Consider the following 24,508-nt stretch of genomic DNA (forward strand, 5'->3'; position numbering starts at 1 on the left):
TGAGTGAGCACTTCCGCCACCTGGACTTCGAGTCCTGGGGTCAGAGCGTGCCTTCACCGGTGGTCAGGGGCTGTTGATCGCTGATGGGATGTCGTGCCCCCCGAACGTTGGGGTGAGCACTGGTCCATTAGGTCGCCGACGCGCTCCTGCGGGCTGCTGTGTCCCGTTGTCGATGTTGGAGGTCTGGGTGCTGTTGGTCGGGGATGACTGGGCTGAGGACCACCACGACATCGAGGTCCAGGACGAGACGGGCCGGGTGTTGAAGCGGGCTCGGCTGGCCGAGGGGATGGCCGGGATCGCCCGGTTCCACGACCTCCTCGGTCGGTTCGTCGCTGACGACGCTGAGGCGTCGGAGAGCGACAAGGGTGACGCCCACGCCCTGGCCGACATGATCCGCACCCGCCGCCACCAGTTGCGCGAGGTCGCCGGGGACTCCGGGATCGCCGAGGCGGTCAAGGTCGTCACCAGGGCGCATCAGACACTGATCTGGGAACGGACCCGCCACATGCTCCGCCTTCGGGCGGCGTTGCGGGAGTACTTCCCCGCCGCCCTGGCCGCCTACAAGTCCCTGGACCTCACCAGCGACGCGGTGCTGAGGCTGCTGGTCAAGGCGCCCACGCCCGAGGCCGCGGCGAAGCTGACGATCTCTCAGATCACGGCCTGTCTGAAGGGCCGCCGCGGCATCCCGGACAAAGCCGCAGCGATCCAGGACGTCCTGCGCGCTGAGCACCTCGGGCAAGCGCCGTTGGTCACGACCGCCTACGCGGCCACGGTGAAGTCACTGGTCGCGATCATCACCGTCCTCAACAGCGAGATCAAGACCCTCCAAGGCGAGGTCGAGGCCCATTTTGGCCGACACCCGGACGCTGAGATCATCCTCTCCCAGCCGGGACTGGGTGTGATCCTCGGCGCCCGGGTGCTCGCCGAGTTCGGAGACGCCCCCGGCCGCTACGCCTCGGCGAAGGCACGCAAGAACTACGCCGGCACCTCCCCGATCACCCGCCAGTCCGGCAAGACCAAGACCGTCCAGGCCCGGTTCGTCCACAACGACCGGCTCATCGACGCCCTCCACAATCAAGCCTCGTGCGCGATCCTCCACGACCCGCACGTCCGCGCCTACTACGACCAGCTCAAAGCCCGCGACATCAGCCACAACGCCGCCCTCCGCCAGGTCGGCAACCGCCTCGTCGGCATCCTCCACGGCTGCCTCAAAACCGGCAGCATCTACGACCAAGCAACCGCCTGGTCACACCACGACCACGACCTCGCCGCTTGACATCCAACCTCCAGGGATGTCTGACCCTCGCCCTCGACCGGCGGGGGCGCCGCGTGGAATCGTCCCCGGGAGACGACCGTGAGGATGGAGGGACCCCGGCATGACCGACCGCGTCACCGTGAACGTCCACGAGGGGGTCGCCGACGTGCGGCTCAACCGCCCCGACAAGCTGAACGCCCTCGACCTCGCGACGTTCGAGGCGCTCGCCCGGACCGGGGACGCCCTCGCCGCCGACGCGTCCGTCCGGGCCGTGGTCCTGTCGGGGGAGGGCCGCGCCTTCTGCGCGGGCCTGGACTTCGCGAGCTTCGCCGCCATGGCCGGCGACGGTGACGGGCGGCGCGCCGGCGACATCACGGCGCGCGAGCCGGGGCGCATCACCAACCTCGGCCAGCAGGCCGTGCACGTGTGGCGGGAACTGCCTCAGCCCGTCATCGCCGCCGTCCACGGGCACGCCCTCGGCGGCGGCCTGCAGATCGCGCTCGGCGCCGACATCCGGATCGTCGCCCCGGACGCGCGCCTGTCGGTCCTGGAGATCCGCTGGGGCCTGGTCCCCGACATGACCGGCACCGCCGCGCTGATCCGCCTCGTCGGCGAGGACGTCGCGAAGGAGCTCACCTTCACCGGACGCATGATCTCCGGAGCGGACGCCGCCCGCATCGGCCTCGCCACCCGCGCCGCCGACGACCCGCACGCCGCCGCGACCGAACTGGCCCGCGAGATCGCCGGCAACAGCCCCGACGCCGTCCGGGGGGCCAAGCGCCTGCTCAACCGCGCCGGCGACAACGACCTGGCCGGCCAGTTCCTGGAGGAGTCCCGGACGCTCGGCGCCCTGCGCGGCAGCCCGAACCAGGTCGAGGCCGTCCGCGCCTACTTCGACAAGCGGCCGCCCGCCTTCACCGATCCAGCCTGACGTCCCGAGCGGCCGTCGTCGAACGCGGCGCACATGCCGTGGACGGCGCGCGGTCGAGTCTGCCCGATCCGGCGCGCTGAGGCTGTCCGTGATCATGGATGAGACGGGCTCGTCAGGGCGGCCCGAGGAGAAGTGGACCCCGGTGTCCGCGGTCAGGCGGCGAGGAACGACCCGACGGGAAGGTTCCTGACCAACCAGAAGAGCAGCACCACGGCGAACAGTGCCCAGATCAGGGCAGGGTGCGCCACCTTCGTCCGGACGGGCTCGTCCAGGACGCTCGCCCTCGCCCATCGGAGCCAGAAGAACGTGAGAACCGGAAGCATCGCGATGGTGAGGACGTTCAGCCCGAACGCCTCCTGGACGTGGCCGTTGGCGAGCGCGTGGACGGTGCGCATCGACCCGCAGCCCGGGCATTGGAAACCGGTGAGCGCGAGGAAGGGGCAGGTCGGATAGTGCCCCGACTCGTTGGGGTCGACTACCGCGACGTAGCAGACGGCCGCGACGCTGAGGAGCAGGACTCCGCCGGGCCGCAGCAGGCGGACGGCAAGCCCGGCGACGGGTCGTCGCACACCGTCCGGTGCCTCGGGAACCGGCCCGCCCCGCAGCTGCGGGGCGGGCCGGGACTCGTGCGTCATCGGTCAGCTGCTGTTGGCGCCGACCGCGGCGAGGACGCCGTAGATGACACCGACGATCAGACCAAGGACCGCGGACACGATCGCCCAGGTCTTGGCGTTCTTGGAGGACTTGAGCGCCCCCGCGTGGTCGCCGGCCTGCCACTTGGAGTTGACCTGGGCGGCGAAGACGATGGACACGACACCGGCCGGGAGGCAGCACAGGATCGTGGTCGCGATCGCCCAGGGGAGGTGGTTGGGGGGCGGAGTGCCGGGGCTCGACTGCGGGGGCGGAGGCGGGGCAGGTGGGTACGCCATGTGAGACCTTTCGTGGCTGGGCAGGGGAAAGCTACCTAGGGTAGATGCTGCTCAGGCACGCCGGGTTCCCCTCAATCCGGCGCAACCTGGCCGCGCGCGCCCTGCCGGGGCGCTGATTTGACGCGGGCACTCCGACCGCGTAAGTTAACCCCTCGTCCCCTCACGGATGCAGGACGCCCGCATGGCGGCCGGCCGAAGCACGGGGAAACCACTGACGAACGAGCCGACACGGCTTTGCCGTGCCTGCGCTGCCGTCATGGGTCGGAAAAGGCTCGGTTTTGACAATCGGACCGGATCTGATGAAATAGCTCCACCGCCCGGAAGGTGCCGCGCAAGCGGGATTGGAAAGGCGTATCAGAGAAGCCCCGAATTGACAGTCGGGACGGATCCGATAAAGTAAGTCGAGTCGCCCCGGAGCGGGAAACGCGAAAGCGGGTCCAGCGCGGTGGGTGTCCGTTTCTTGAGAACTCAACAGCGTGTTAAAAGCCAGTGCCTTTATCGGCTCGGCCGGTTTTCTGGTCGGGTCGCCCCGTGCCGCTCCATTCGTGGGGTGGTGGGGATTTCTTTGAGGCAATGCCGCCCCTCTTGGGGGGTGGTGATGCTGGGATTGTTTCCAAGGTTTGGCGGGTCGGGGTTCGCCCCCTGGTCTGTCGTTTGGACCTTAATGGAGAGTTTGATCCTGGCTCAGGACGAACGCTGGCGGCGTGCTTAACACATGCAAGTCGAGCGGAAAGGCCCCTTCGGGGGTACTCGAGCGGCGAACGGGTGAGTAACACGTGAGCAACCTGCCCCTGACTCTGGGATAAGCCCGGGAAACTGGGTCTAATACCGGATATGACCACTGGTCGCATGGCGTGGTGGTGGAAAGTTTTTCGGTTGGGGATGGGCTCGCGGCCTATCAGCTTGTTGGTGGGGTGATGGCCTACCAAGGCGACGACGGGTAACCGGCCTGAGAGGGCGACCGGTCACACTGGGACTGAGACACGGCCCAGACTCCTACGGGAGGCAGCAGTGGGGAATATTGCGCAATGGGCGGAAGCCTGACGCAGCGACGCCGCGTGAGGGATGACGGCCTTCGGGTTGTAAACCTCTTTCAGCAGGGACGAAGCTAACGTGACGGTACCTGCAGAAGAAGCGCCGGCTAACTACGTGCCAGCAGCCGCGGTAATACGTAGGGCGCAAGCGTTGTCCGGAATTATTGGGCGTAAAGAGCTCGTAGGCGGTTTGTCGCGTCTGTCGTGAAAGCCCACGGCTTAACCGTGGGTCTGCGGTGGATACGGGCAGACTAGAGGCAGGTAGGGGAGAATGGAATTCCCGGTGTAGCGGTGAAATGCGCAGATATCGGGAGGAACACCGGTGGCGAAGGCGGTTCTCTGGGCCTGTACTGACGCTGAGGAGCGAAAGCGTGGGGAGCGAACAGGATTAGATACCCTGGTAGTCCACGCCGTAAACGTTGGGCGCTAGGTGTGGGGTCCTTCCACGGATTCCGCGCCGCAGCTAACGCATTAAGCGCCCCGCCTGGGGAGTACGGCCGCAAGGCTAAAACTCAAAGGAATTGACGGGGGCCCGCACAAGCGGCGGAGCATGTTGCTTAATTCGACGCAACGCGAAGAACCTTACCAAGGCTTGACATCGCCGGAAAACCATCAGAGATGGTGGGTCCTTTTTGGGCCGGTGACAGGTGGTGCATGGCTGTCGTCAGCTCGTGTCGTGAGATGTTGGGTTAAGTCCCGCAACGAGCGCAACCCTCGTTCCATGTTGCCAGCACTTCGGGTGGGGACTCATGGGAGACCGCCGGGGTCAACTCGGAGGAAGGTGGGGATGACGTCAAGTCATCATGCCCCTTATGTCTTGGGCTGCAAACATGCTACAATGGCCGGTACAGAGGGCTGCGATACCGTGAGGTGGAGCGAATCCCTTAAAGCCGGTCTCAGTTCGGATCGAAGTCTGCAACTCGACTTCGTGAAGTCGGAGTCGCTAGTAATCGCAGATCAGCAACGCTGCGGTGAATACGTTCCCGGGCCTTGTACACACCGCCCGTCACGTCACGAAAGTCGGCAACACCCGAAGCCCGTGGCCCAACCACCTTGTGTGGGGGGAGCGGTCGAAGGTGGGGCCGGCGATTGGGACGAAGTCGTAACAAGGTAGCCGTACCGGAAGGTGCGGCTGGATCACCTCCTTTCTAAGGAGCACCAACTGGCCAGGTCGCCTCTCCGTGAGGGATCTGGTCGGTGGCCACCGTTGGCAGCGAATGTCTGTCAGGTGGCTGCTCATAGATGTGGAGCACTGGTTACTCAGCTCACCGCTCGTGTGAGCCGGCAAGTACCGCCCCGGGGCAACCCAGGGGAGTGGGAACGGCGGTTTCAGGCGGGTGGTGGGTTGGACACGCTGTTGAGTCCTGAGGGAACGGGCGCAAGCCCAGGTGACCTCGGACTGCGGGACCGTTGGCCACACTTCTCCGTTATGGGTCGTGTGGCCTCGGTGGGCCCGGTTGTTTTTTGAGAACTGCACAGTGGACGCGAGCATCTCTGGTGAACGATGAGAGCCGCCTGGTGGGGAGTCTTTCGGGGTTTCCTGTCGGGTTGTTTTTGTTGTTTATCTGCGATTTGTTTTGATCGTTTTGTGTGTTCAAGTTTTTAAGGGCATACGGTGGATGCCTTGGCATCAGGAGCCGATGAAGGACGTGGGAGCCTGCGATATGCCTCGGGGAGTCGGCAACCAGACTTTGATCCGGGGATTTCCGAATGGGGAAACCTGGCACTCGTCATGGGGTGTCGCCGCCTGCTGAATGTATAGGCAGGTTGGTGGGAACGCGGGGAAGTGAAACATCTCAGTACCCGCAGGAAGAGAAAACAATAGTGATTCCGTGAGTAGTGGTGAGCGAAAGCGGAGGAGCCTAAACCGTGCGCGTGTGATAGCCGGCAGGCGTTGCGTGTGCGGGGTTGTGGGACCACCCTGGTTCAGCTGCCGTTGGACCGAGGAGTTATAAACCGCTGGGATAGTCGAATGGTTTGGGATGGCCGACCGTAGACGGTGAGAGTCCGGTAGACGAAATTTCAGTGGCTTCTGGGTGTGTTCCCGAGTAGCACGGGGCCCGTGAAATCCCGTGTGAATCTGCCACGACCACGTGGTAAGGCTGAATACTTCCTGATGACCGATAGCGGACCAGTACCGTGAGGGAAAGGTGAAAAGTGCCCCGGTGAGGGGTCGTGAAATAGTACCTGAAACCGTGTGCCTACAAGCCGTCAGAGCCTCCTCAGCGAAGGACTTGTTCTTTGTTGTTGGTGATGGCGTGCCTTTTGAAGAATGAGCCTGCGAGTTATGGTGTGTGGCGAGGTTAACCGGTGGCGGGTAGCCGTAGCGAAAGCGAGTCTGAATAGGGCGTTTTTAGTCGCATGCTGTAGACCCGAAGCGGAGTGATCTAGCCATGGGCAGGGTGAAGCGCCGGTAAGACGGTGTGGAGGCCCGAACCCACCAGGGTTGAAAACCTGGGGGATGACCTGTGGTTAGGGGTGAAAGGCCAATCAAACTCCGTGATAGCTGGTTCTCCCCGAAATGCATTTAGGTGCAGCGTCGCGTGTTTCTTGCCGGAGGTAGAGCTACTGGATGGCTGATGGGCCCTACCAGGTTACTGACGTCAGCCAAACTCCGAATGCCGGTAAGTGAGAGCGTGGCAGTGAGACTGCGGGGGATAAGCTTCGTAGTCGAGAGGGAAACAGCCCAGATCATCGGCTAAGGCCCCTAAGCGTGTGCTAAGTGGGAAAGGATGTGGAGTTGCTGTGACAACCAGGAGGTTGGCTTAGAAGCAGCCACCCTTGAAAGAGTGCGTAATAGCTCACTGGTCAAGTGATTCCGCGCCGACAATGTAGCGGGGCTCAAGCACACCGCCGAAGCCGTGGCATTGACATCCTTTCGGGGGTGTTGATGGGTAGGGGAGCGTCCTGTAACCGGTGAAGCCTTCGAGTGATCGTGGGGTGGAGGTTGCGGGAGTGAGAATGCAGGCATGAGTAGCGAATCACACGTGAGAAACGTGTGCGCCGGATGACCAAGGGTTCCTGGGGCAGGCTAATCCGCCCAGGGTAAGTCGGGACCTAAGGCGAGGCCGACAGGCGTAGTCGATGGACAACGGGTTGATATTCCCGTACCCGCTGGTATGCGCCAACGCTGAACCCTCTGATGCTAACCACCCGAACCGTGGTTCGGGCCTTCGGGCCTGTTTCACGGGGAGCGTGGGGCCCGAGGGGGTAGTAGGTGAGTGATGGGGTGACGCAGGAGGGTAGCTCAGCCCGGGCGGTGGTTGTCCCGGGGTAAGGCTGTAGGGAGAGAGATAGGTAAATCCGTCTCTCACGTATCCTGAGAGCTGATGCCGAGCCGTTTTAGGTGAAGTGAGTGATCCCATGCTGCCGAGAAAAGCCTCTAGCGAGTGTACCGGCGGCCCGTACCCCAAACCGACTCAGGTGGTCAGGTAGAGAATACCAAGGCGATCGGGTGAACTGTGGTTAAGGAACTCGGCAAATTGCCCCCGTAACTTTGGGAGAAGGGGGACCTTGCCTGGTGATGGCATTTTCTGTCTGAGCTGGGTGGGGTCGCAGAGGCCAGGGGGAAGCGACTGTTTACTAAAAACACAGGTCCGTGCGAAGTCGTAAGACGCTGTATACGGACTGACGCCTGCCCGGTGCCGGAACGTTAAGAGGACCGGTTAGAGGGACTTGTTCCTTCGAAGCTGAGAATCTAAGCGCCGGTAAACGGCGGTGGTAACTATAACCATCCTAAGGTAGCGAAATTCCTTGTCGGGTAAGTTCCGACCTGCACGAATGGCGTAACGACTTCCCCGCTGTCTCAACCACAGGCCCGGCGAAATTGCAGTACGAGTAAAGATGCTCGTTTCGCGCAGCAGGACGGAAAGACCCCGGGACCTTCACTACAGCTTGGCATTGGCGCTTGGAGCGTCTTGTGTAGGATAGGTGGGAGACTGTGAAGCCCAGACGCCAGTTTGGGTGGAGTCATTGGTGAAATACCACTCTGGTCGTTTTGAGCGTCTAACCCGCACCCGTGTATCCGGGTGGGGGACAGTGCCTGGTGGGTAGTTTAACTGGGGCGGTTGCCTCCCAAAATGTAACGGAGGCGCCCAAAGGTTCCCTCAGCCTGGTTGGCAATCAGGTGGCGAGTGCAAGGGCACAAGGGAGCTTGACTGTGAGACGGACGTGTCGAGCAGGTGCGAAAGCAGGGCCTAGTGATCCGGCACCTACGTGTGGAAGTGGTGTCGCTCAACGGCTAAAAGGTACCCCGGGGATAACAGGCTGATCTTCCCCAAGAGTCCATATCGACGGGATGGTTTGGCACCTCGATGTCGGCTCGTCGCATCCTGGGGCTGGAGTAGGTCCCAAGGGTTGGGCTGTTCGCCCATTAAAGCGGCACGCGAGCTGGGTTTAGAACGTCGCGAGACAGTTCGGTCCCTATCCGCTGTGCGCGTAGGAGAATTGTGAGGGTCTGTCCCTAGTACGAGAGGACCGGGACGGACGAACCTCTGGTGTGCCAGTTGTCCCGCCAGGGGCACGGCTGGTTGGCTACGTTCGGTCGGGATAACCGCTGAAAGCATCTAAGCGGGAAGCCTTCCTCGAGATGAGTTCTCCCACCCCTTTGTGGGTGTAAGGCTCCCGGTAGACGACCGGGTTGATAGGCCGGAGATGGAAGCGCGGTAACGTGTGGAGTCGACCGGTACTAATAGGCCGAGTGGCTTGAACACACTGAACGTTCAAAGCATGTCGCTGCGAGAGATGGTTCGCGTCCCTGTGTGGTTCCCAGAAAACAACCTGGGTGACCGCGGTCACTTGATAACTGGATATACCGAGTCGAAGGCTCGGACGTTGATTTGCCCGCCCCGTCGGGGTGGTGCGTTGAGGCGTTCGGTGGTTTTGGCGAAGGGGAAACACCCGGTCCCATCCCGAACCCGGAAGTTAAGCCCTTCAGCGCCGATGGTACTGCATGGGGGACCGTGTGGGAGAGTAGGACGCCGCCGGACTTGAATTGGTCGAGGGTCGCCCCGGATTGTGCGGGGCGGCCCTCGACGCATGTCGTGGACCTGCCGAAGTAGGGTGAAGAGTCCACCGACCGAACCACCATCAAGAACAGTGACGGACGTGATGAGCGCGGAAGAGGACGGCCGAGGCGACGACAGCCGCGAGCGGCGGGGCGACAGCGGGCGGCGGAGCACGCCGGGCCGTCGTGGGGGCGACTCGCGCGGCGGCCAGGGAGGGCCCGGAGCCCGCAAGGGCGGTGGTCCTCGCGGCGGGGCGTTCCGCGCCGGTAGCCCGCAGGGCGGACGCGGCCGTCCCGGCGGCAGGCAGGAGCGGGACGCGCGCGGCAACCGCGACGACCGCAAGCCGGGCCGTCCGTTCAGGCGTTCCGACGACGGACGTCCAGAATCCCGCGAAGGCCGCTCCGACAGCCGTTTCGGCGGCCAGCGCGATGAGCGCAGAGAGAGTCGTTTCTCCGGCCCGCGGGGTGAGCGCAGAGAGGGCAGGCCCCCCGGCCAGGGCGGCGAGCGCAGGGACGGTCGTTTCTCCGGTCAGGGCGGCGGCCGCAGGGAAGGCCGGCCCTCGGATCAGCGCGGGGAGCGTAGAGACGGTCGGCCCGCTGGGCAGGGCGGCGAGCGTAGAGACAGCCGTTTCTCCGGCCAGGGCGGTGAGCGCCGTGAGGGCCGTTTCTCTGGCCAGGGCGGTGAGCGTCGCGAGGGCCGTTTCTCTGGCCAGGGCGGTGAGCGTCGCGAGGGCCGTTTCTCTGGCCAGGGCGGTGAGCGTCGCGAGGGCCGTTTCTCCGGTCAGAGTGGGGAGCGCCGTGGCGGTCGCTTCTCTGGCCAAGGCGGCGAGCGTGGAGAGGGCCGTTTCTCCGGCCAGGGCGGTGGACGCAGGGACGGTCGTTTTTCCGGTCAGGGCGGCGAGCGCAGAGACAGCCGCTTCTCCGGCCAGGGCGGCGAGCGCCGGGAAGGCCGGTCCTCTGACAGGCCCCGCGCGGGGCAGGGTGGCGGTGGGCCGCGCCGGGACGGGCGTCCAGGCGGGTTCCAGGGCCGTGGCGGTCAGGGCGAGCGGCGCGGCGAGGGTCGTCCGCAGGACCGTCCGTTCCGCGGCCGCCGCGACGACCGCGACGAGCGCCGTCCTGGAGGTCAGCGGTTCGAAGGCAGGCACGAAGGACGCCCAGGTGACCGGGACAAGCCGTTCAAGGGCCGCGGAGGGCCGCGGCGTCCCCAGGACGGCGGACGCTCCTACGGGCCGCCTCGCGACCGCAGGGACCGGCCCGCGCGGTTCGAGGAGCGTGAGCGTCCGGCGCCCAAGCACGACGACCCGCTGCTGCCCGAGGACGTGACCGGGGACGAGCTGGACGCGGAGGCCCGCGAGGAGCTGCGCACCCTGCCGAAGGACCTGGCGACGAAGGTCGCCCGGCACCTGGTGATGGCCGGCCGCCTCGCCGAGGACGAGCCGGAGCAGTCCTACCGGCACGCGAAGGCTGCGCGGCGGCTCGCGTCCCGCGTCGGGATCGTGCGTGAGGCCGCCGGGATCGCGGCGTACCACGCGGGCGAGTGGGCGGAGGCGCTCGCCGAGCTGCGGGCCGCGCGCCGGCTGGGCGCCGGCGACCACTCCTACCTGCCCGTGATGGCCGACTGCGAGCGCGGCCTCGGGCGGCCCGAACGCGCCCTCGACCTGATCAAGTCTCCGGAGGCGGAGAAGCTCGACCCGATGGGGCGGGTCGAGCTGCGCATCGTGGAGTCCGGTGTGCGGCGCGACATGGGCCAGACCGACGCGGCCGTGGTCACCCTGCAGATCCCCGAGCTGCGCGACCGGCGGCTCCGCCCGTGGTCGGTGCGGCTGTTCTACGCCTACGCCGACGCGCTCGCCGAGGCGGGACGCGAGAGCGACGCGTCGGACTGGTTCGCGCGGGCCGCCGCGGCCGACCGGGACGGGGAGACCGACGCAGCCGAGCGGTACGCCGAGCTCGAAGGCCTCCACATCCTCGACACCGAGGAGGACGAGGACGCCGTCGAGGTGGAGGAGCCCGCGGACGGGTCCGCCGGCCTCGCGGAGACGGAGACTCCCGAGGTGCCGGGGCCGGAGCCGGCCGAAGTGCCGGGGCCGGAGTCCGCCGGGCCGTCGCAGACCGAGTCCGCCCAGGCGCCGGAGACGGAGTCCGGCCGGGAGGCGGAGGCGGTCGAGGCGCCGGAGGCTGAGCCGGTCGAGGCATCGGCCACGGACATCGAGTTCAGGCCCGCCGAGCCCGAGGTGCGCGACACCTCGGACGAGGGGGCGCCGCAGGCACCGATGCTGTTCCTGGAGCCGAAGCCCGCCGACGAGGAGCGGCCGCCGCCGGCGGAGTGACGGCCGGTACTTGACTGGCGGGTAGGTTTCCCGGATATTCACGGGACCGCGCCGTTCGGGGGGCCGTCGGACGCGTCCGGCGGTGATCGACTCTTTGGAGTTGCCATGCCCCTGGACCGACGCACGTTCCTGCGCGCCACCGTCGTCGCCGGCGGGACGACCGCCTTCTCGGGCGCCCTGTGGCAGCGGGCCTTCGCCTCGGGTCCGGCCCAGCCGGGCCCGAGCCCGTACGGCCCGCTGCTGGCCGCGGACGGCAACGGGGTGCAGTTGCCGCAGGGGTTCACCAGCCGGGTCGTGGCACGCTCGCTCCAGCGCGTCGAGGGGACCAGGTACACCTGGCATCCCGCCCCGGACGGGGGAGCGTGCTTCCGCGACGGCGACGGCTGGATCTACGTGAGCAACTCCGAGGTGCCCGTGGTCGGCGGGGTGTCGGCCCTGCGGTTCGACGCGTCCGGGAAGGTCGTCTCGGCGTACCGGATCCTGAACGGCACCACACTGAACTGCTCCGGCGGCGCGACGCCGTGGGACACGTGGCTGTCGTGCGAGGAGCACGACCTCGGCCTCGTCCACGAGACGGATCCGCGCGGTCAGAAGGGGGCCGTGGCCCGCCCTGCGCTGGGGCGGTTCAAACACGAGGCGGCGGCCTCCGACCCCGAGCGGAAGGTCGTCTACCTCACCGAGGACCAGCAGGACGGCTGCTTCTACAGGTTCCGGCCCCGGACGTGGGGCGACCTGTCGTCCGGGACGCTCGAAGTGCTCGTCGGCTCCGGGACGGGGCCCGTCCAGTGGGCCAAGGTGCCGAACCCCGAGGTCTGGCTGACGCCGACCCGGAACCAGGTGAGCGGTGCCATGCGCTTCGACGGGGGTGAAGGCTGCTACTACACGCACGGCGTCTGCTACTTCACCACCAAGGGCGACAACCGCGTGTGGGCCTACGACGCGGCCGGCGGGCGGCTGGACATCGCCTACGACGACGACCTCGTCACCACCGGCGAGGCTCCGCTGCACGGTGTCGACGCCGTGACCGCCACGGCGTCCGGCGACCTCTACGTCGCCGAGGACGGCGACAACATGGAGATCAACCTCATCACGACCGACGGGATCGTGACGCCGTTCCTGCGGGTCCTCGGCCACGACGAGTCGGAGATCACCGGAACCGCGTTCAGCCCCGACGGGTCGCGCCTGTACTTCTCCTCCCAGCGGGGCAAGAGCGGCTTCATCGCGGGCACGGACGGCTGCACCTTCGAGGTGACCGGCCCGTTCCGCCGCTAGGCGTGCCTGCTCAGGGCGTGCATGATGCCGGCGACGTTGCTCTCCGTGCTGTTCAGGACCTCGTACTTGGCGGCCAGCTCCGGGTCGACGTCGTCCTTCGTGATCGCGTAGCGGTCCCGGGTCCGGTCGACGACCATCGCGACGGCGTGGTCGAGGTCGAGGCCCCGGTCGTGCGCGTCCTGGACGGCGTCCACCCAGATCCGCAGCTCCTCCGCGGAGCGCTCCAGCGTGTCCTGGACCTCCTGCACGGGCCCGTAGTGCGCGAACAGCAGGCGCTGCGGGCCCAGTGAGCCGAACTTGCCGAGCGACTCCAGCGCGGTGTCGAGGTCGAAGTCGGGGGGAGGCGTCGCGGGCCGCACGTCGGCCGTCTCCGGGATGTAGATCCCGGCGGCGTCGCCCACGTAGAGGTCGCCGGTGTGCGAGTCCATGAGCCCGACGTGGTGCTTGGCGTGGCCGGGGGAGTAGTGGGACTCGAGCCGGCGCCCGCCGCCGAGGTCGATCACGCCGGTGTCCTCGACGGCCCGGATGCGGGCCGCGTCCGTCGGCTTCAGCTCGCCGAACAGGGTGTCGAGGCTGTCCCCGTAGACCATGCGGGCGCTGCGCATGAGGCGGGACGGGTCGGCCAGGTGGCGCGCGCCCTTCTCGTGGACGACGATCTCCGCCCGCGGGTACGTCCCGGCGATGTCGCCGACGCCGCCCGCGTGGTCGAGGTGGATGTGCGTCACGACCACGCTCGCCAGGTCGTCGGGCCCGACGCCGAGCTCGCGCAGCGCGGCCCGCACGACGGGCGCCGACCCGGACGTGCCCGGCTCCACCAGGCATGGGCGGTCGGAGAGGATCAGATATCCGGCGGTGATGCCGGTGTACCCGGCCATCCGCGTGTCGATCTCGTAGACGTCCCCGCCGAGCGGCGTGATGGTGGTCGCGGTGTCCATCACCCGATCATGGCCCCTGCGGGCCGTCGGGGTCGAGAAGGCGCAGGACGAGGCCCGTGCGGGGCTTGGGGCCGAACGAGGTCGACTTGCGGGGCACGCGCTCGCCCCCGCCCGCGACCGCCAGGACGTCCTCGACCTGGAGCGGGTTGAGGATCACGGCCGTGCCGCCGGTGCGCCGGGCGCGGGCGACGGCCGCGGACGGGTCGTCGTGGACCACCTCGACGGTGTTCTCGTCCTCCGGGACGCCCCACACGCCGCCGATCAGGAGATGGTCGAGGACGGCGGTGTCGAGCGCCCGCCAGCGCGGGGAGTGCCCGGACGGCATGGCGTCGCGCAGGGCGTCCGGGTCCGGCCCCGTGAGCAGGTGCAGGGAGTCGCCGCCGCCGAGGAGGAACGCGGGGCCCTCGGTGCGGGCGAGCGCGCCCAGGGCGGCCTCCTCCTTCAGGAAGGAGGACACGTGGAAGACCTGGCGTGCCTTGTCCAGCGCCGCGTCCGGGTGGAGGCCGGGGAGCACGCGGTGGATGGCGCCGAGGTGCGGCGGGTACCGGGTCGAGTCGACCAGCAGGGCGAGGCCCGCGTCCCAGGGGCCGGGACCGCCGCCCGCCGCGCGGCGGCGCGCCTGGAGGGCGCGGTAGGTGGCGTAGCGGTGGTGGCCGTCGGCGATGAGGGCCTGCTTGCCGCGCAGGTCGGCGGCCACCCGCGCGTGCAGGGCGGGGTCGGTGACGCGCCACAGCCGGTGCGTCAGCCCGTCGTCGGCGTCGAACTCCATCAGCGGTGCCCCGGCCGCGGCGTCGTCGACGACGCGGGCCGCGTCGCCGCCGCCCTCGTACACCAGGAAGATCGGCTCCAGGTTGGCGTTCGCCTCCGACATCAGCGCGAGGCGGTCGCGGACCGGGCCGGGGAACACGTTCTCGTGCGGCAGCACGACGCCTTCGGACTCCGCGCGCAGCCCGAGGCCGCCGATGAGGCCGCGCTGCAGGACCGTCGCGCCGCGGGCCGCCTCGTAGACGTACAGGGCCGGGTCGGGGTCGACGGTGAGCGCGCCGCGGTCCAGCCAGCGGCGCAGCCGCCGGCCCGCCTCGGCGTAGGTCTCCCCGGCGGCGCGCGGGAGGTTGAGCCGGATGATGTTGTGGCCGCCCTCCGCCAGCAGCCGCAGCGCCGCCGCCTCGTCGATCAGGTCGTACGGCGGCATGGTCACCGAGGCGAGGTCGCCGGCCACCTCCGGGACGAAGCGGACGCCTCGGAACGGGGCCAGCTCCAGGCCGCCGCCCGTCCGCGGAGCCGCCGTCCCGAAGATCCGCGCGCTGAACTCCTCCGGGTCCGTGCCGGAGGAGAGGTCGTCGTCCACGCTGGGCATGCTATTCAGCGCATGGCGTCCGGCGGCGCGGCGGGTACGGTCGTAGTGATCGATGTCCGAGGGGAGGTCCACATGAGTACTCAAGGACCCGGACGGCCGGAGGATTCCCCAGGCGACGACCCGGACGGGGACGCGGCCTCGCCGCAGGGCGGCGTCTACGAGTGGTACACGCGGGGCCTGGAGCTGCTGCGGGCGGGCAGCGCCGCGGCGGCGCTCCAGCTGCTGGCCAGGGCCGCCGAGGCCGAGCCGCAGTCGCACAGCATCCGCGAGGCGCTCGCCCGCGCCCAGTTCGGGGCGCGGCAGTTCGGCGCCGCCGCCGAGAGCTTTCGCGGCATCGTGGAGGAGGAGCCCGCCGAGGACTACGCGCGGTTCGGGCTCGGGCTGTCGCTCAGCCGGATGGGCGAGTTCGAGGCCGCCGTCGAGCATCTCGCGCTCGCCGCGGCGATGCGCCCGGAGAACCAGGACTACGCCCGCGCGTTGCGGCACGCCAGGGCCACGCTGGCGGCCCGGCGCTGACCCGCCCCTTACCCGCCGGTAATAACCCCCGTACGATCCCAGGCATGAGGAGCGCGATGAAAGGCAGCGACCGTCCCCTGAGCGAGGCGTACGACGTCGCCCTGCTCGACCTGGACGGGGTCGTCTACGTCGGCCGCAGGCCCGTCCCCGCGGCGGCGGAGTCGCTCGCCAAGGCCCGCGCGGCGGGGCAGCGCCTGGCGTTCGTGACCAACAACGCGTCGCGGACGCCGTCGGCGGTCGCGGCGCTGCTCAACGAGGTCGGCGTCCCCGCGGAGGCGGAGGACGTGGTGACCTCGGCGCAGGCCGCCGCCCGCCTGCTGGCCGAACGCCTTCCCGCCGGGTCCGAGGTGCTCGTGGTGGGCGGCATGGGGCTGCGCCACGCGCTCTACCAGCGGGGCCTGCGCCCGGTGTCGACGGCGTCGCGGCGGCCGGCGGCCGTCGTCCAGGGGTTCTACCCGGACATCGGCTACGGGCTGCTGTCCGAGGGCACCCGGGCGGTCAGCATGGGCGCCCTGTTCGTCGGGTCCAACGGCGACCTGACCATCCCCGGCGACGAGGGGCCGCCCAACCCCGGGAACGGGGCCCTCCTGCGCGTGATCAGCTCCGCCACCGGCGTGGAGCCGATCATCACCGGCAAACCCGAGCGGCCGCTGCACCAGGAGTCGATCCTGCGCACCGGGGCCGAGCGCCCGCTCGTGGTCGGCGACCGGCTCGACACCGACATCGAGGGCGCCTACAACGGCGACGCCGACAGCCTGCTCGTCTTCACCGGGGTCACCGCCCACCTGGAGGCGCTCACCGCCCCGCCCCACCGGCGCCCCACCTACCTCGCGCCCGACCTGTCCGGCTTGCTCGTCCCGCACCCGGAGACCGTCCTGGAGGACGGCGCCCACCGCTGCGGCGGCTGGACGGCGCGCCGCGACGACGGCGCGTTCGCGCTCAGCGGATCCGGCGACCCCTACGACGGCCTCCGCGCCCTTGCCTCCGCCGCCTGGGAGAGCGAGGAGCCGCCGCCGCCGGAGGCGTTCACCGCGGCTCTGGAGACCCTCTCGCTCTGAAGGCCGGGGGATCCGCCACGGCCGACCGTGGCACGGCCCCCGGTCAGAGGAGCTTGCGCAGGCGGAGGAGGTCGAAGATGCTCGCCTCGATCTTCAGGCGCCCGGCGGTCCACGCCTTGGCCGGGTTCAGTTCGTCGAAGGCCATGGCGACGAGGTCGTCGCTGTCCACCGTGAGGCGCACCTGCGCGGCCTTGGGGTCGTCGTCGGGCTCGAACGGGTCGAGGCCGCCCTCGTGGAGCCGGGTGCGGTAGGCCAGCCCGAGGTCCGCGACACGGCAGCTGATCGTCCGCTCGACGACGTGCTCGGCGAGCCGGTCGGCGTCCACATTCCCCAGGCGCGCCGCGATACGCTCCAGCGCCGCACGGCACTCCTCCTCGTTCGCCATGGTCAGGCCGTTCCCCGTTCGTCCGGCATCGATGTCGTCCAGGGACGGTAGCGTTCATGTTGAGCCGGAGGCGACCCGTCGCGTGCGCTCCGGAGGCAACGGGAGGTAAACGTGATGTCCGACGAGGCCGCGGAGGAGCCGGAGTTCCCGGCCGCGCCGCCGCCCGACCCGACCGGCGACCCGCGCGTGGACGCCGCGGTCGCCCTCCTCGGCGAGCTGGGCGGGCGGTCCGTCCCCGCGCACGTGGAGGTCTTCGAGGACGTCCACCAGCGGCTCCAGGAGCTCCTCGCCTCCGCCGGCCAGGACGAGCGGCCCGTGCCGCCGCCCCGGCCCGCCTTCCCCGACGCCCTGCGCCCCCGTGAGTAGCCGGCGCCGTCTGGACGCCGAACTGGTGCGCCGCGGGCTGGCCCGCTCGCGCGAGCAGGCCGGGGAGCTGATCGCCGGCGGCCGGGTCCGCGTCGGCGGGCAGACCGCGGTGAAGGCGGCCACCCAGGTCGAGGCCGGGGCCGCGATCGTCGTGGCCGACGACGGCGGCGGCCCCGAGTACGTCTCGCGCGGCGGGCACAAGCTCGCGGGCGCGCTGGAGGCGTTCCGGGGCCTGGAGGCCAAGGGCCGCGTCTGCCTCGACGCGGGCGCCTCCACCGGCGGGTTCACCGACGTCCTGCTCCGCGCGGGCGCCGCGCACGTGTACGCGGTCGACGTCGGGTACGGGCAGATCGCCTGGTCGCTGCGCACCGACGACCGGGTCACCGTCATGGAGAGGGTCAACATCCGCGATCTGGAGCCCGGGATGCTCGGCGGGGCGCCGCCGAGCCTGGTCGTCGGCGACCTGTCGTTCATCTCGCTGAAGCTCGTGCTCGGCCCGGTCCAGCGGTGCGCGGCCCCCGAGGCCGACTACGCCGTCATGGTGAAGCCGCAGTTCGAGGTCGGCAAGGACCGGGTCGGCGCGGGCGGCGTCGTCCGCGACCCGGAGCTGCGCGCCGGCGCCGTGCGCGGCGTGGCCGCGCACGCGGCGACGCTCGGCCTCGGCGTGCTCGGGGTGGCGGCCAGCCCGCTCCCAGGGCCGTCCGGCAACGTGGAGTACTTCCTGTGGCTGCGGGCGGGAGCCCCGCCGCTGGACGAGGACGCCCTGGCGAAGGCCATCGCGGAGGGCCCTCAGTGAGCGGCGGCGGCGCGCCGCGCGTACAGAGGGCGTCCGAACCGGGAACGCCCAGCGCGTGGGCGTTCGTCGAGACGTCCGTACACCGGAGGGCGTCGGGGAGTGGGGCGAGAGCATGAGCAGAAGGTCGGTGCTGGTCGTGGCGCACACCGGGCGGCCCGAGGCCGTCCGCAGCGCGCAGCTGGTCATCGAGCGGCTCAGCGAGGCCGGGATCTGCGTGCGGGTCCTGGACGGCGAGGCCGACGACATCGGCTGCACGGGCGTGGAGGTCATGCCCAGCAGCGCCGCGGCCGCCGACGGCGCCGAGGTCGTGATGGTCCTCGGCGGCGACGGGACGCTGCTGCGCGCCGCCGACCTCACCCGCTCCTCCGGCACCCCGCTGCTCGGCGTGAACCTCGGCCACGTCGGGTTCCTCGCCGAGGCCGAGCGCGAGGACCTCGCCGCCACCGTCGACCGCGTCGTGACCCGCCGCTACGACGTCGAGGAGCGCATGACCGTCGACGTCACCGCCCGCCGCAACGGCACCGTCCTCGGCACCACGTGGGCGCTGAACGAGGCCAGCATCGAGAAGGCCGAGCGGGAGCGGATGCTGGAGGTCGTCGCCGAGATCGACGGCAGGCCCCTGTCCAACTGGGGCTGCGACGGTGTGGTGTGCGCCACCCCGACCGGCTCCACCGCCTACGCGTTCTCCGCCGGGGGCCCGGTCGTGTGGCCGGAGGTGGAGGCGATGCTCGTCGTGCCGCTCAGCGCGCACTCGCTCTTCGCGCGGCCGCTGGTGGTGTCGCCGCGCTCGTCGGTCGCGGTCGAGGTGCTGCCCGGCACGCCCCGGGCGGTGCTGTGGTGCGACGGGCGCCGCACGCTCGACCTGCCGCCCGGCGCGCGGGTGGAGGTCCGCCGCGGCGCCGAGCCGGTCCGGCTCGCGCGGCTGCACCTCACCCCGTTCACCGACCGCCTGGTCACGAAGTTCGGGCTGCCCGTGACGGGCTGGCGCGGGCGGGTCCGCCAGCCGTCCCGGCCGTCCCCGCCGCTCGGGGACTCCCAGGTCGGGGACGCCCCCGCGGCGGGCGGGATCGCCGGCTACCCGGGGCCCGGCTTCCCGCCCGAGGGGGCGGCCCCGGGGCCGGACGGGGAGGCGGCGGGCGGGCAGAGGGGATAATCTCCACAGGCGCTGATCGGGGATCTGGTTGCGGAGGGTTGTGACGCTGGTGCGTCCGATGGTCGATGAGGTGCGGATCCAGGGCCTCGGGGTGATCGACGAGGCCGTGCTCGATCTGTCGCCGGGCTTCAACGTGGTGACGGGGGAGACCGGGGCGGGCAAGACCATGGTGGTCACCAGCCTCGGGCTGATGTTCGGCGGCCGCGCCGACCCCCAGCGGGTCAGGCCCGGCGCGGGACGCGCCACGGTCGAGGGCCGGATCGTCGTCGATCCGGGCGGCCGCGTGGTCGAGCGGGTCGAGGACGCCGGCGGCGAGCTCGACGACGGCGCGCTGATCGTCACGCGCTCGGTGTCGGCGGAGGGCCGCTCCCGCGCCTTCCTCGGCGGCCGGTCCGTCCCCGTCAGCGTGCTGATCACCCTGGCGGACGACCTGGTCGCCGTGCACGGGCAGTCCGACCAGCAGCGGCTGCTGCAGTCGTCGCGGCAGCGCGCCGCGCTCGACCGGTACGCGGGCGGCTCGCTGACCAAGCCGATGCGCGCCTACACCAAGGCCTACCAGCGGCACCGCCAGGTCAGCTCGCTGCTGGAGGAGCTGACCACCCGGGCGCGCGAGCGGGCCCAGGAGGCCGACGTGCTCCGCTTCGGCCTGGAGGAGATCGAGAAGGTCGACCCCAAGGACGGCGAGGACACCGACCTCGCCGCCGAGGAGGAGCGCCTCGGGCACGCCGACGCCCTGCGCGGCGCCGCCGACACCGCCCACGAGGCCCTCCTCGGCGACCCCGCGGCCGCGTTCGAGGCCGCCAACGTCACCAGCCTGCTCGGCCAGGCCCGCAACGCGCTGGACGCCGTCCGCGACCACGACCCCGAGCTGGCGGCCCTCGCCGACCGGCTCACCGAGGCCGGCTACCTGGTCTCCGACGTCGGCACCGACCTGGCGTCCTACGCCGAGTCCGTGGACGCCGACCCGGCGCGGCTCGCGGCCGTCCAGGAGCGGCGCGCCGAGCTGACCGCGCTGACCCGCAAGTACGGTGGGACGGAGGGGACGGTCACCGAGGTCCTGGAGTGGGCGCGCAGGTCCGCGGCCCGGCTCGCCGAGCTGGAGGGCGACGACGACCGCATCGACGAGCTGCGCTCCGAGCACGCCGAGCTGACCGAGCGGCTCTCCGCCGAGGCCGCGGAGCTGACCGCGGTCCGGACCCGGGCCGCCGAGCGGTTCTCCGAGGCCGTCACCGAGGAGCTGACCGCGCTGGCCATGCCGCACGCCCGCGTCGTCGTCACCGTCGAACCGACCGGGGACTACGGCCCCAACGGCGTCGACGAGGTCGAGGTGCGGCTCGCCCCGCACCCCGGGTCGCCGCCGCTGCCGCTGCACAAGGGCGCCTCCGGCGGCGAGCTGTCCCGGGTGATGCTGGCGATCGAGGTCGTGTTCGCGGGCGCCGACCCCGTCCCGACGTTCGTGTTCGACGAGGTCGACGCGGGCGTCGGCGGCAAGGCCGCGGTCGAGATCGGGCGGCGGCTGGCGCGGCTGGCCCGCAACGCCCAAGTGATCGTCGTCACGCACCTGCCGCAGGTCGCCGCGTTCGCCGACCAGCACCTGCTGGTGGAGAAGTCCGACGACGGCACCGTCACCAGCAGCGGCGTCACCGCCCTGGACCGGGAGGGCCGCGTCCGGGAGCTGTCGCGGATGCTCGCCGGGCTGGAGGACTCCGAGCTCGGCCGGGCGCACGCCGAGGAACTGCTCGCCATGGCGGCCGACGAGCGGTAGCGGCGGGCGAAGGCCCCACGTCAGCGCCGGAGCGGGCCCCGGTCGGCCCCGGCGAAGATTGCAGAGAGTGTTTGAACGAACACGCCTGGAAGGTCGTCCTTTCCGGTGTCCGCTCCCGTGCTCTGGCAGGATGGCAGTTGATGAACGAGTCGTCACCCACCGCAGAGCGACGCGTCCGGCTGGCCCAGAGACTGCCCCGGCGCGTGCTCACGCTGGGTCGCGGGCGCGACGACGGGCGGCCAGGGGTCAGCGCCACGGTCCGGCTCGACCGCCGCACCAAGGACCTGACCAAGCGGCTCCAGCCCGGCGAGGTCGCGGTGATCGACCACGTCGACCTCGACCGCGTCAGCGCCGAGGCGCTGGTGTCGCGCGAGGTCGGCGCCGTCGTCAACGTCGCGCCCAGCATCTCCGGCCGGTACCCGAACCTCGGCCCGCAGATCCTGATCGAGGCCGGCATCCCCCTGCTCGACGACGTCGGCCCGGAGATCTTCAGCAAGCTGCACGAGGGCGACCAGGTCCGCGTCGAGGGGACCGCCGTGCACCGGGGCGAGGAGGTCGTCGCCAAGGGCACCGAGCAGACCGCCGAGACCATCGCGGAGGCGCTGACCGAGGCCAAGGCCGGGCTCGCGTCCCAGCTGGAGGCGTTCGTCGCCAACACGATGGAGTACGTCAAGCGCGAGCGCGACCTGCTCATCGACGGCGTCGGCGTCCCCGACGTGGCCACGAAGATCGCCGGGCGGCACGCCCTGATCGTGGTGCGCGGCTACCACTACCGCGAGGACATCGCCACCCTGCGCCCCTACATCCGCGAGTACCGCCCCGTGCTGATCGGGGTGGACGGCGGCGCCGACGCGCTGCTGGAGGCCGGCTACCGCCCCGACATGATCGTCGGGGACATGGACTCGGTCTCCGACGACGCGCTCACCTGCGGCGCCGAACTCGTCGTGCACGCCTACCGGGACGGCCGCGCCCCGGGCCTGAAGCGCGTCCACGAGCTGGGCAAGGACGCCGTCGTGTTCCCCGCCGCCGCCACCAGCGAGGACATCGCCATGCTCCTGGCCGACGACAAGGGCGCGACCCTGATCGTCGCGGTCGGCACGCACGCCAACATGGAGGAGTTCTTCGACAAGGGGCGCGCGGGCATGGCCAGCACGTTCCTCACCCGCCTCCGCGTCGGCAGCAAGCTCGTCGACGCCAAGGGCGTCAGCAGGCTCTACCGCAGCCGGATCTCCACCTGGTCGCTGCTGTTCCTCGTCCTCGGCGCGTTCATCGCCATCGTCACCGCCGTCGCCATGTCCCCGGCGGGGGACGTCATCAGTCCCCTGCTGGCCGACCGCTGGCACGCCTTCCTCTTCTGGCTGACCGGACTCTTCACGTGATCGATTTCCGATACCACCTCGTCTCCATCGTCGCGATCTTCCTCGCGCTGGCGCTCGGCATCGTGCTGGGCTCCACCACGCTGTCCAACTCGGTGAGCGACACCCTGCGCCAGCAGGCGAACTCGGCCGCCAAGACGGCCCAGCAGGCCCGGCTGGCGCAGCGCGACCTCCAGCACCAGCTGAACGGCGACGAGCAGTTCACCAAGGCGCTCTCGCCGCAGATCGTCGCCGACCGGCTCAAGGGCCAGTCCGTGGTGCTGGTCGAGACGCCCGGCGCCGGCAACGACAGCATCGAGCAGGTCAGCCGGCTGGCCAAGGACTCCGGCGCCGCCGTCACCGGGCGCGTCACGATCCAGAGCAAGCTCCTGAAGGACGACCAGCAGGCCACCGTCGACGAGCTCGCCACGCAGCTCAAGACCGACGACGTGGAGTTCCCGGAGAACGCGGGCGCCTACGGCAAGGCGGGCGCGGTCCTCGCGGCCGCCCTCGTCACCAAGGACCCCGCCAAGTCCGGCCGGGAGGACGCCGCCGGAGGCGCCGTCCTCAACGGCTTCAAGCAGGCCGGGTACATCACCACCAGCGGCAAGCCCGGCCAGCACGCCACCCTCGCCGTCATGGTCGCCCCCGCCGCCCCGTACGCCTACGACGGCGGCGGCGACGACAACAAGGCACTGATCTCGCTGGCCTCCGCACTCGACGGCGCCGGGCGCGGTACCGTCGTCGGTGGCCCGTCGACCTCCGCGCAGGAGGGCGGGCTGATCGCGGCGCTGCGCGACTCCGACGCCGCCGACTCGGTCTCCACCGTCGACGTGGTGGACACCGCGTCCGGCCAGGTCGTCACGATCCTGGCGCTGCAGAACGAGATCGGCGGAAAGTCCGGGCAGTACGGCACGGGCGCCGGCGTGAGCGGCTACCTGCCCTCGCCCGCGCCCACGGCGGGGAAGAACGGGTGACCTGATGGGACGAGGCATCGCCAGGGGCACGCGGCTGGCGGCGGGCGCCGGCCTCGGCGCGGTGGCGGCGCGCGCCGCCTACGCCGCGCTGACGAGCCGTCCCCCCGGCCTGAACGGGCTGCCCGGAGAGCAGGTCTGGGGCCGCACCAACCACCGCGGCGAGCCGGTCACCCTGCTGGAGGGCCCCGCGTTCGTCGCGGGCGCCGCCGCGGCCGGCCTGCTCGCCCCCGGCGCCACCGCCCGGATGCGCGCCGCCGCGCTGCTCGCGGGCGCGGGGTCCGGCGCGCTCGGCGGCTACGACGACCTCGCCGGCTCGGCGTCCTCCCGCGGCTTCAAGGGCCACCTGACCGCGCTCGCGCGCGGCGAGGTGACCAGCGGCGCGGTGAAGATCCTCGGCATCGGCGCGACCGGGCTCGCCGCCGCCGCCGTCGCCGGCTCGCCCGCCCCGACCCGCACCGGGCGCGCGTTCGACACCCTCCTCAACGGCGCGCTCATCGCCGGGTCCGCGAACCTGATGAACCTGTTCGACCTGCGGCCCGGGCGGGCCGTGAAGGTCGGCCTCATCGCGGGGACGCCGCTGGCGCTGACGCGGTCCGGCTCCGCCGTGGCGGCCGCGCCGCTCGGGGCCGCCGCCGCGCTGCTGCCCGAGGACCTCGGCGAGCGCGCGATGCTCGGAGACACCGGGGCCAACGCGCTCGGCGCGCTGCTCGGCCTCGCCGCGACCCGCCTCGGCCGGGGGCCGCGGCTCGCCGTCCTCGCCGGGATCGCCGGGCTGAACGCCGCCAGCGAGTTCGTCAGCTTCACCAAGGTCATCGCGGGCAGCCCGGTGCTGAACCGCGTCGACATGCTGGGCCGCCGCCCGGCCGCCGTCCCCGCGCCGACCCCCGCCGGCGACACGGAGCCGGACACCGCAAACGCGGAGGCCGCCAACCCCGGCCACGCGGAGCCCGGCCACGCGAAGCCCGCCAACCCCGGCCAGGCGGAGCCCGGCCACGCGGAGGCCGCCAACTCCGGCCAGGCGGAGCCCGGCCAGGCGGAGCCCGGCTACGCGGAATCCGGCCAGGCGGAATCCGGCTATGCGGACCCTGG

General features: G+C 70.4%; 17 protein-coding genes, 3 rRNA genes and 2 pseudogenes. 16 read left to right on the plus strand and 6 right to left on the minus strand.

Annotated features, from left to right (window positions below; translation table 11 throughout):
• The first annotated feature begins 187 nt into the window (after positions 1-187).
• Together FKD65_RS42950 and FKD65_RS42955 are read left to right on the plus strand one after the other, a co-directional pair.
• The gene (locus tag FKD65_RS42950; protein WP_141585926.1) at positions 188-1,276 is read left to right on the plus strand and encodes a transposase; all 1,089 of its coding nucleotides are present in this window, start codon (positions 188-190) and stop codon (positions 1,274-1,276) included.
• Positions 1,277-1,376: 100 nt separating this feature from the next.
• Positions 1,377-2,186: a crotonase/enoyl-CoA hydratase family protein gene (locus FKD65_RS42955; RefSeq protein WP_141585929.1), complete on the plus strand. Its 810-nt coding sequence runs from the start codon at positions 1,377-1,379 to the stop codon at positions 2,184-2,186.
• Positions 2,187-2,338: 152 nt separating this feature from the next.
• Here the strand turns inward: FKD65_RS42955 and FKD65_RS42960 are convergent, their stop codons facing one another.
• Together FKD65_RS42960 and FKD65_RS42965 are read right to left on the minus strand one after the other, a co-directional pair.
• On the minus strand, positions 2,339-2,821 hold the full coding sequence (locus FKD65_RS42960) for a DUF2752 domain-containing protein (protein WP_240809876.1): 483 nt from the start codon (positions 2,819-2,821) through the stop codon (positions 2,339-2,341).
• 3 nt (positions 2,822-2,824) lie between these two features.
• Positions 2,825-3,115 (minus strand): CD225/dispanin family protein, encoded by a 291-nt coding sequence (locus tag FKD65_RS42965; protein WP_141585931.1) that lies wholly within the window; start codon positions 3,113-3,115, stop codon positions 2,825-2,827.
• A 661-nt stretch (positions 3,116-3,776) separates the two neighbouring features.
• On the opposite strand from FKD65_RS42965, the gene FKD65_RS42970 reads away from it, so the two are divergent.
• From FKD65_RS42970 to rrf, 3 genes are all read left to right on the plus strand, one after another.
• A 16S ribosomal RNA gene (locus FKD65_RS42970) occupies positions 3,777-5,297 on the plus strand.
• 444 nt (positions 5,298-5,741) lie between these two features.
• Positions 5,742-8,861 (plus strand): 23S ribosomal RNA (locus FKD65_RS42975).
• A gap of 159 nt (positions 8,862-9,020) precedes the next feature.
• A 5S ribosomal RNA gene (gene rrf, locus FKD65_RS42980) occupies positions 9,021-9,137 on the plus strand.
• The 16S, 23S and 5S rRNA genes sit together here, the layout of an rRNA operon.
• Before the next feature lie 100 nt (positions 9,138-9,237).
• On the opposite strand, the gene FKD65_RS42985 is transcribed toward rrf, so the two are convergent.
• Positions 9,238-10,299, minus strand: a complete 1,062-nt coding sequence (locus FKD65_RS42985; protein ID WP_141585933.1) for a hypothetical protein — start codon at positions 10,297-10,299, stop codon at positions 9,238-9,240.
• Between the two features lie 174 nt (positions 10,300-10,473).
• Here FKD65_RS42985 and FKD65_RS42990 point away from each other — a divergent pair, with 174 nt between their 5' ends.
• Complete coding sequence (locus FKD65_RS42990) at positions 10,474-11,484, plus strand: hypothetical protein (protein ID WP_240809877.1); 1,011 nt, start codon at positions 10,474-10,476, stop codon at positions 11,482-11,484.
• A 105-nt stretch (positions 11,485-11,589) separates the two neighbouring features.
• Positions 11,590-12,756 (plus strand): alkaline phosphatase PhoX, encoded by a 1,167-nt coding sequence (locus FKD65_RS42995; protein ID WP_205718480.1) that lies wholly within the window; start codon positions 11,590-11,592, stop codon positions 12,754-12,756.
• Here FKD65_RS42995 and FKD65_RS43000 read toward each other — a convergent pair.
• Together FKD65_RS43000 and FKD65_RS43005 are read right to left on the minus strand one after the other, a co-directional pair.
• Entirely contained in the window at positions 12,753-13,691 is a 939-nt protein-coding gene (locus FKD65_RS43000; protein ID WP_141585935.1) for an MBL fold metallo-hydrolase, read from the minus strand. The genes FKD65_RS42995 and FKD65_RS43000 overlap by 4 nt on opposite strands.
• 7 nt (positions 13,692-13,698) lie before the next feature.
• Positions 13,699-15,048: a DUF1015 family protein gene (locus FKD65_RS43005; RefSeq protein WP_141585937.1), complete on the minus strand. Its 1,350-nt coding sequence runs from the start codon at positions 15,046-15,048 to the stop codon at positions 13,699-13,701.
• Positions 15,049-15,120: 72 nt separating this feature from the next.
• Here FKD65_RS43005 and FKD65_RS43010 point away from each other — a divergent pair, with 72 nt between their 5' ends.
• Both FKD65_RS43010 and FKD65_RS43015 read left to right on the plus strand, forming a co-directional pair.
• Positions 15,121-15,564: a tetratricopeptide repeat protein gene (locus FKD65_RS43010; protein ID WP_141585939.1), complete on the plus strand. Its 444-nt coding sequence runs from the start codon at positions 15,121-15,123 to the stop codon at positions 15,562-15,564.
• A gap of 56 nt (positions 15,565-15,620) precedes the next feature.
• Positions 15,621-16,622, plus strand: a complete 1,002-nt coding sequence (locus FKD65_RS43015; protein ID WP_141587434.1) for an HAD-IIA family hydrolase — start codon at positions 15,621-15,623, stop codon at positions 16,620-16,622.
• Between the two features lie 43 nt (positions 16,623-16,665).
• On the opposite strand, the gene FKD65_RS43020 is transcribed toward FKD65_RS43015, so the two are convergent.
• Complete coding sequence (locus FKD65_RS43020) at positions 16,666-17,007, minus strand: SCP2 sterol-binding domain-containing protein (RefSeq protein ID WP_141585941.1); 342 nt, start codon at positions 17,005-17,007, stop codon at positions 16,666-16,668.
• Positions 17,008-17,121: 114 nt separating this feature from the next.
• Between FKD65_RS43020 and FKD65_RS43025 the strand changes: the two genes are divergently transcribed.
• From FKD65_RS43025 to FKD65_RS43055, 7 genes and pseudogenes are all read left to right on the plus strand, one after another.
• Positions 17,122-17,373, plus strand: a complete 252-nt coding sequence (locus FKD65_RS43025; protein ID WP_141585943.1) for a hypothetical protein — start codon at positions 17,122-17,124, stop codon at positions 17,371-17,373.
• Complete coding sequence (locus FKD65_RS43030; protein ID WP_141585945.1) at positions 17,366-18,169, plus strand: TlyA family RNA methyltransferase; 804 nt, start codon at positions 17,366-17,368, stop codon at positions 18,167-18,169. The genes FKD65_RS43025 and FKD65_RS43030 overlap by 8 nt, the downstream gene beginning before the upstream one ends.
• Before the next feature lie 112 nt (positions 18,170-18,281).
• A pseudogene (locus tag FKD65_RS43035) lies at positions 18,282-19,163 on the plus strand (NAD kinase); the annotation flags it as partial.
• Positions 19,164-19,380: 217 nt separating this feature from the next.
• Positions 19,381-21,087: a DNA repair protein RecN gene (gene recN / locus FKD65_RS43040; RefSeq protein ID WP_141585949.1), complete on the plus strand. Its 1,707-nt coding sequence runs from the start codon at positions 19,381-19,383 to the stop codon at positions 21,085-21,087.
• Between the two features lie 140 nt (positions 21,088-21,227).
• Complete coding sequence (gene steA, locus FKD65_RS43045; RefSeq protein ID WP_141585951.1) at positions 21,228-22,466, plus strand: putative cytokinetic ring protein SteA; 1,239 nt, start codon at positions 21,228-21,230, stop codon at positions 22,464-22,466.
• Positions 22,463-23,419: a copper transporter gene (locus tag FKD65_RS43050; protein WP_141585954.1), complete on the plus strand. Its 957-nt coding sequence runs from the start codon at positions 22,463-22,465 to the stop codon at positions 23,417-23,419. Before steA ends, FKD65_RS43050 begins: the two co-directional genes overlap by 4 nt.
• 4 nt (positions 23,420-23,423) lie before the next feature.
• Positions 23,424-24,287, plus strand: a pseudogene (locus tag FKD65_RS43055) (hypothetical protein); the annotation flags it as partial.
• Between the last annotated feature and the right edge of the window lie 221 nt (positions 24,288-24,508).

This window comes from Actinomadura sp. WMMA1423, from assembly GCF_006547145.1.
Taxonomy (GTDB): Bacteria; Actinomycetota; Actinomycetes; order Streptosporangiales; family Streptosporangiaceae; genus Spirillospora.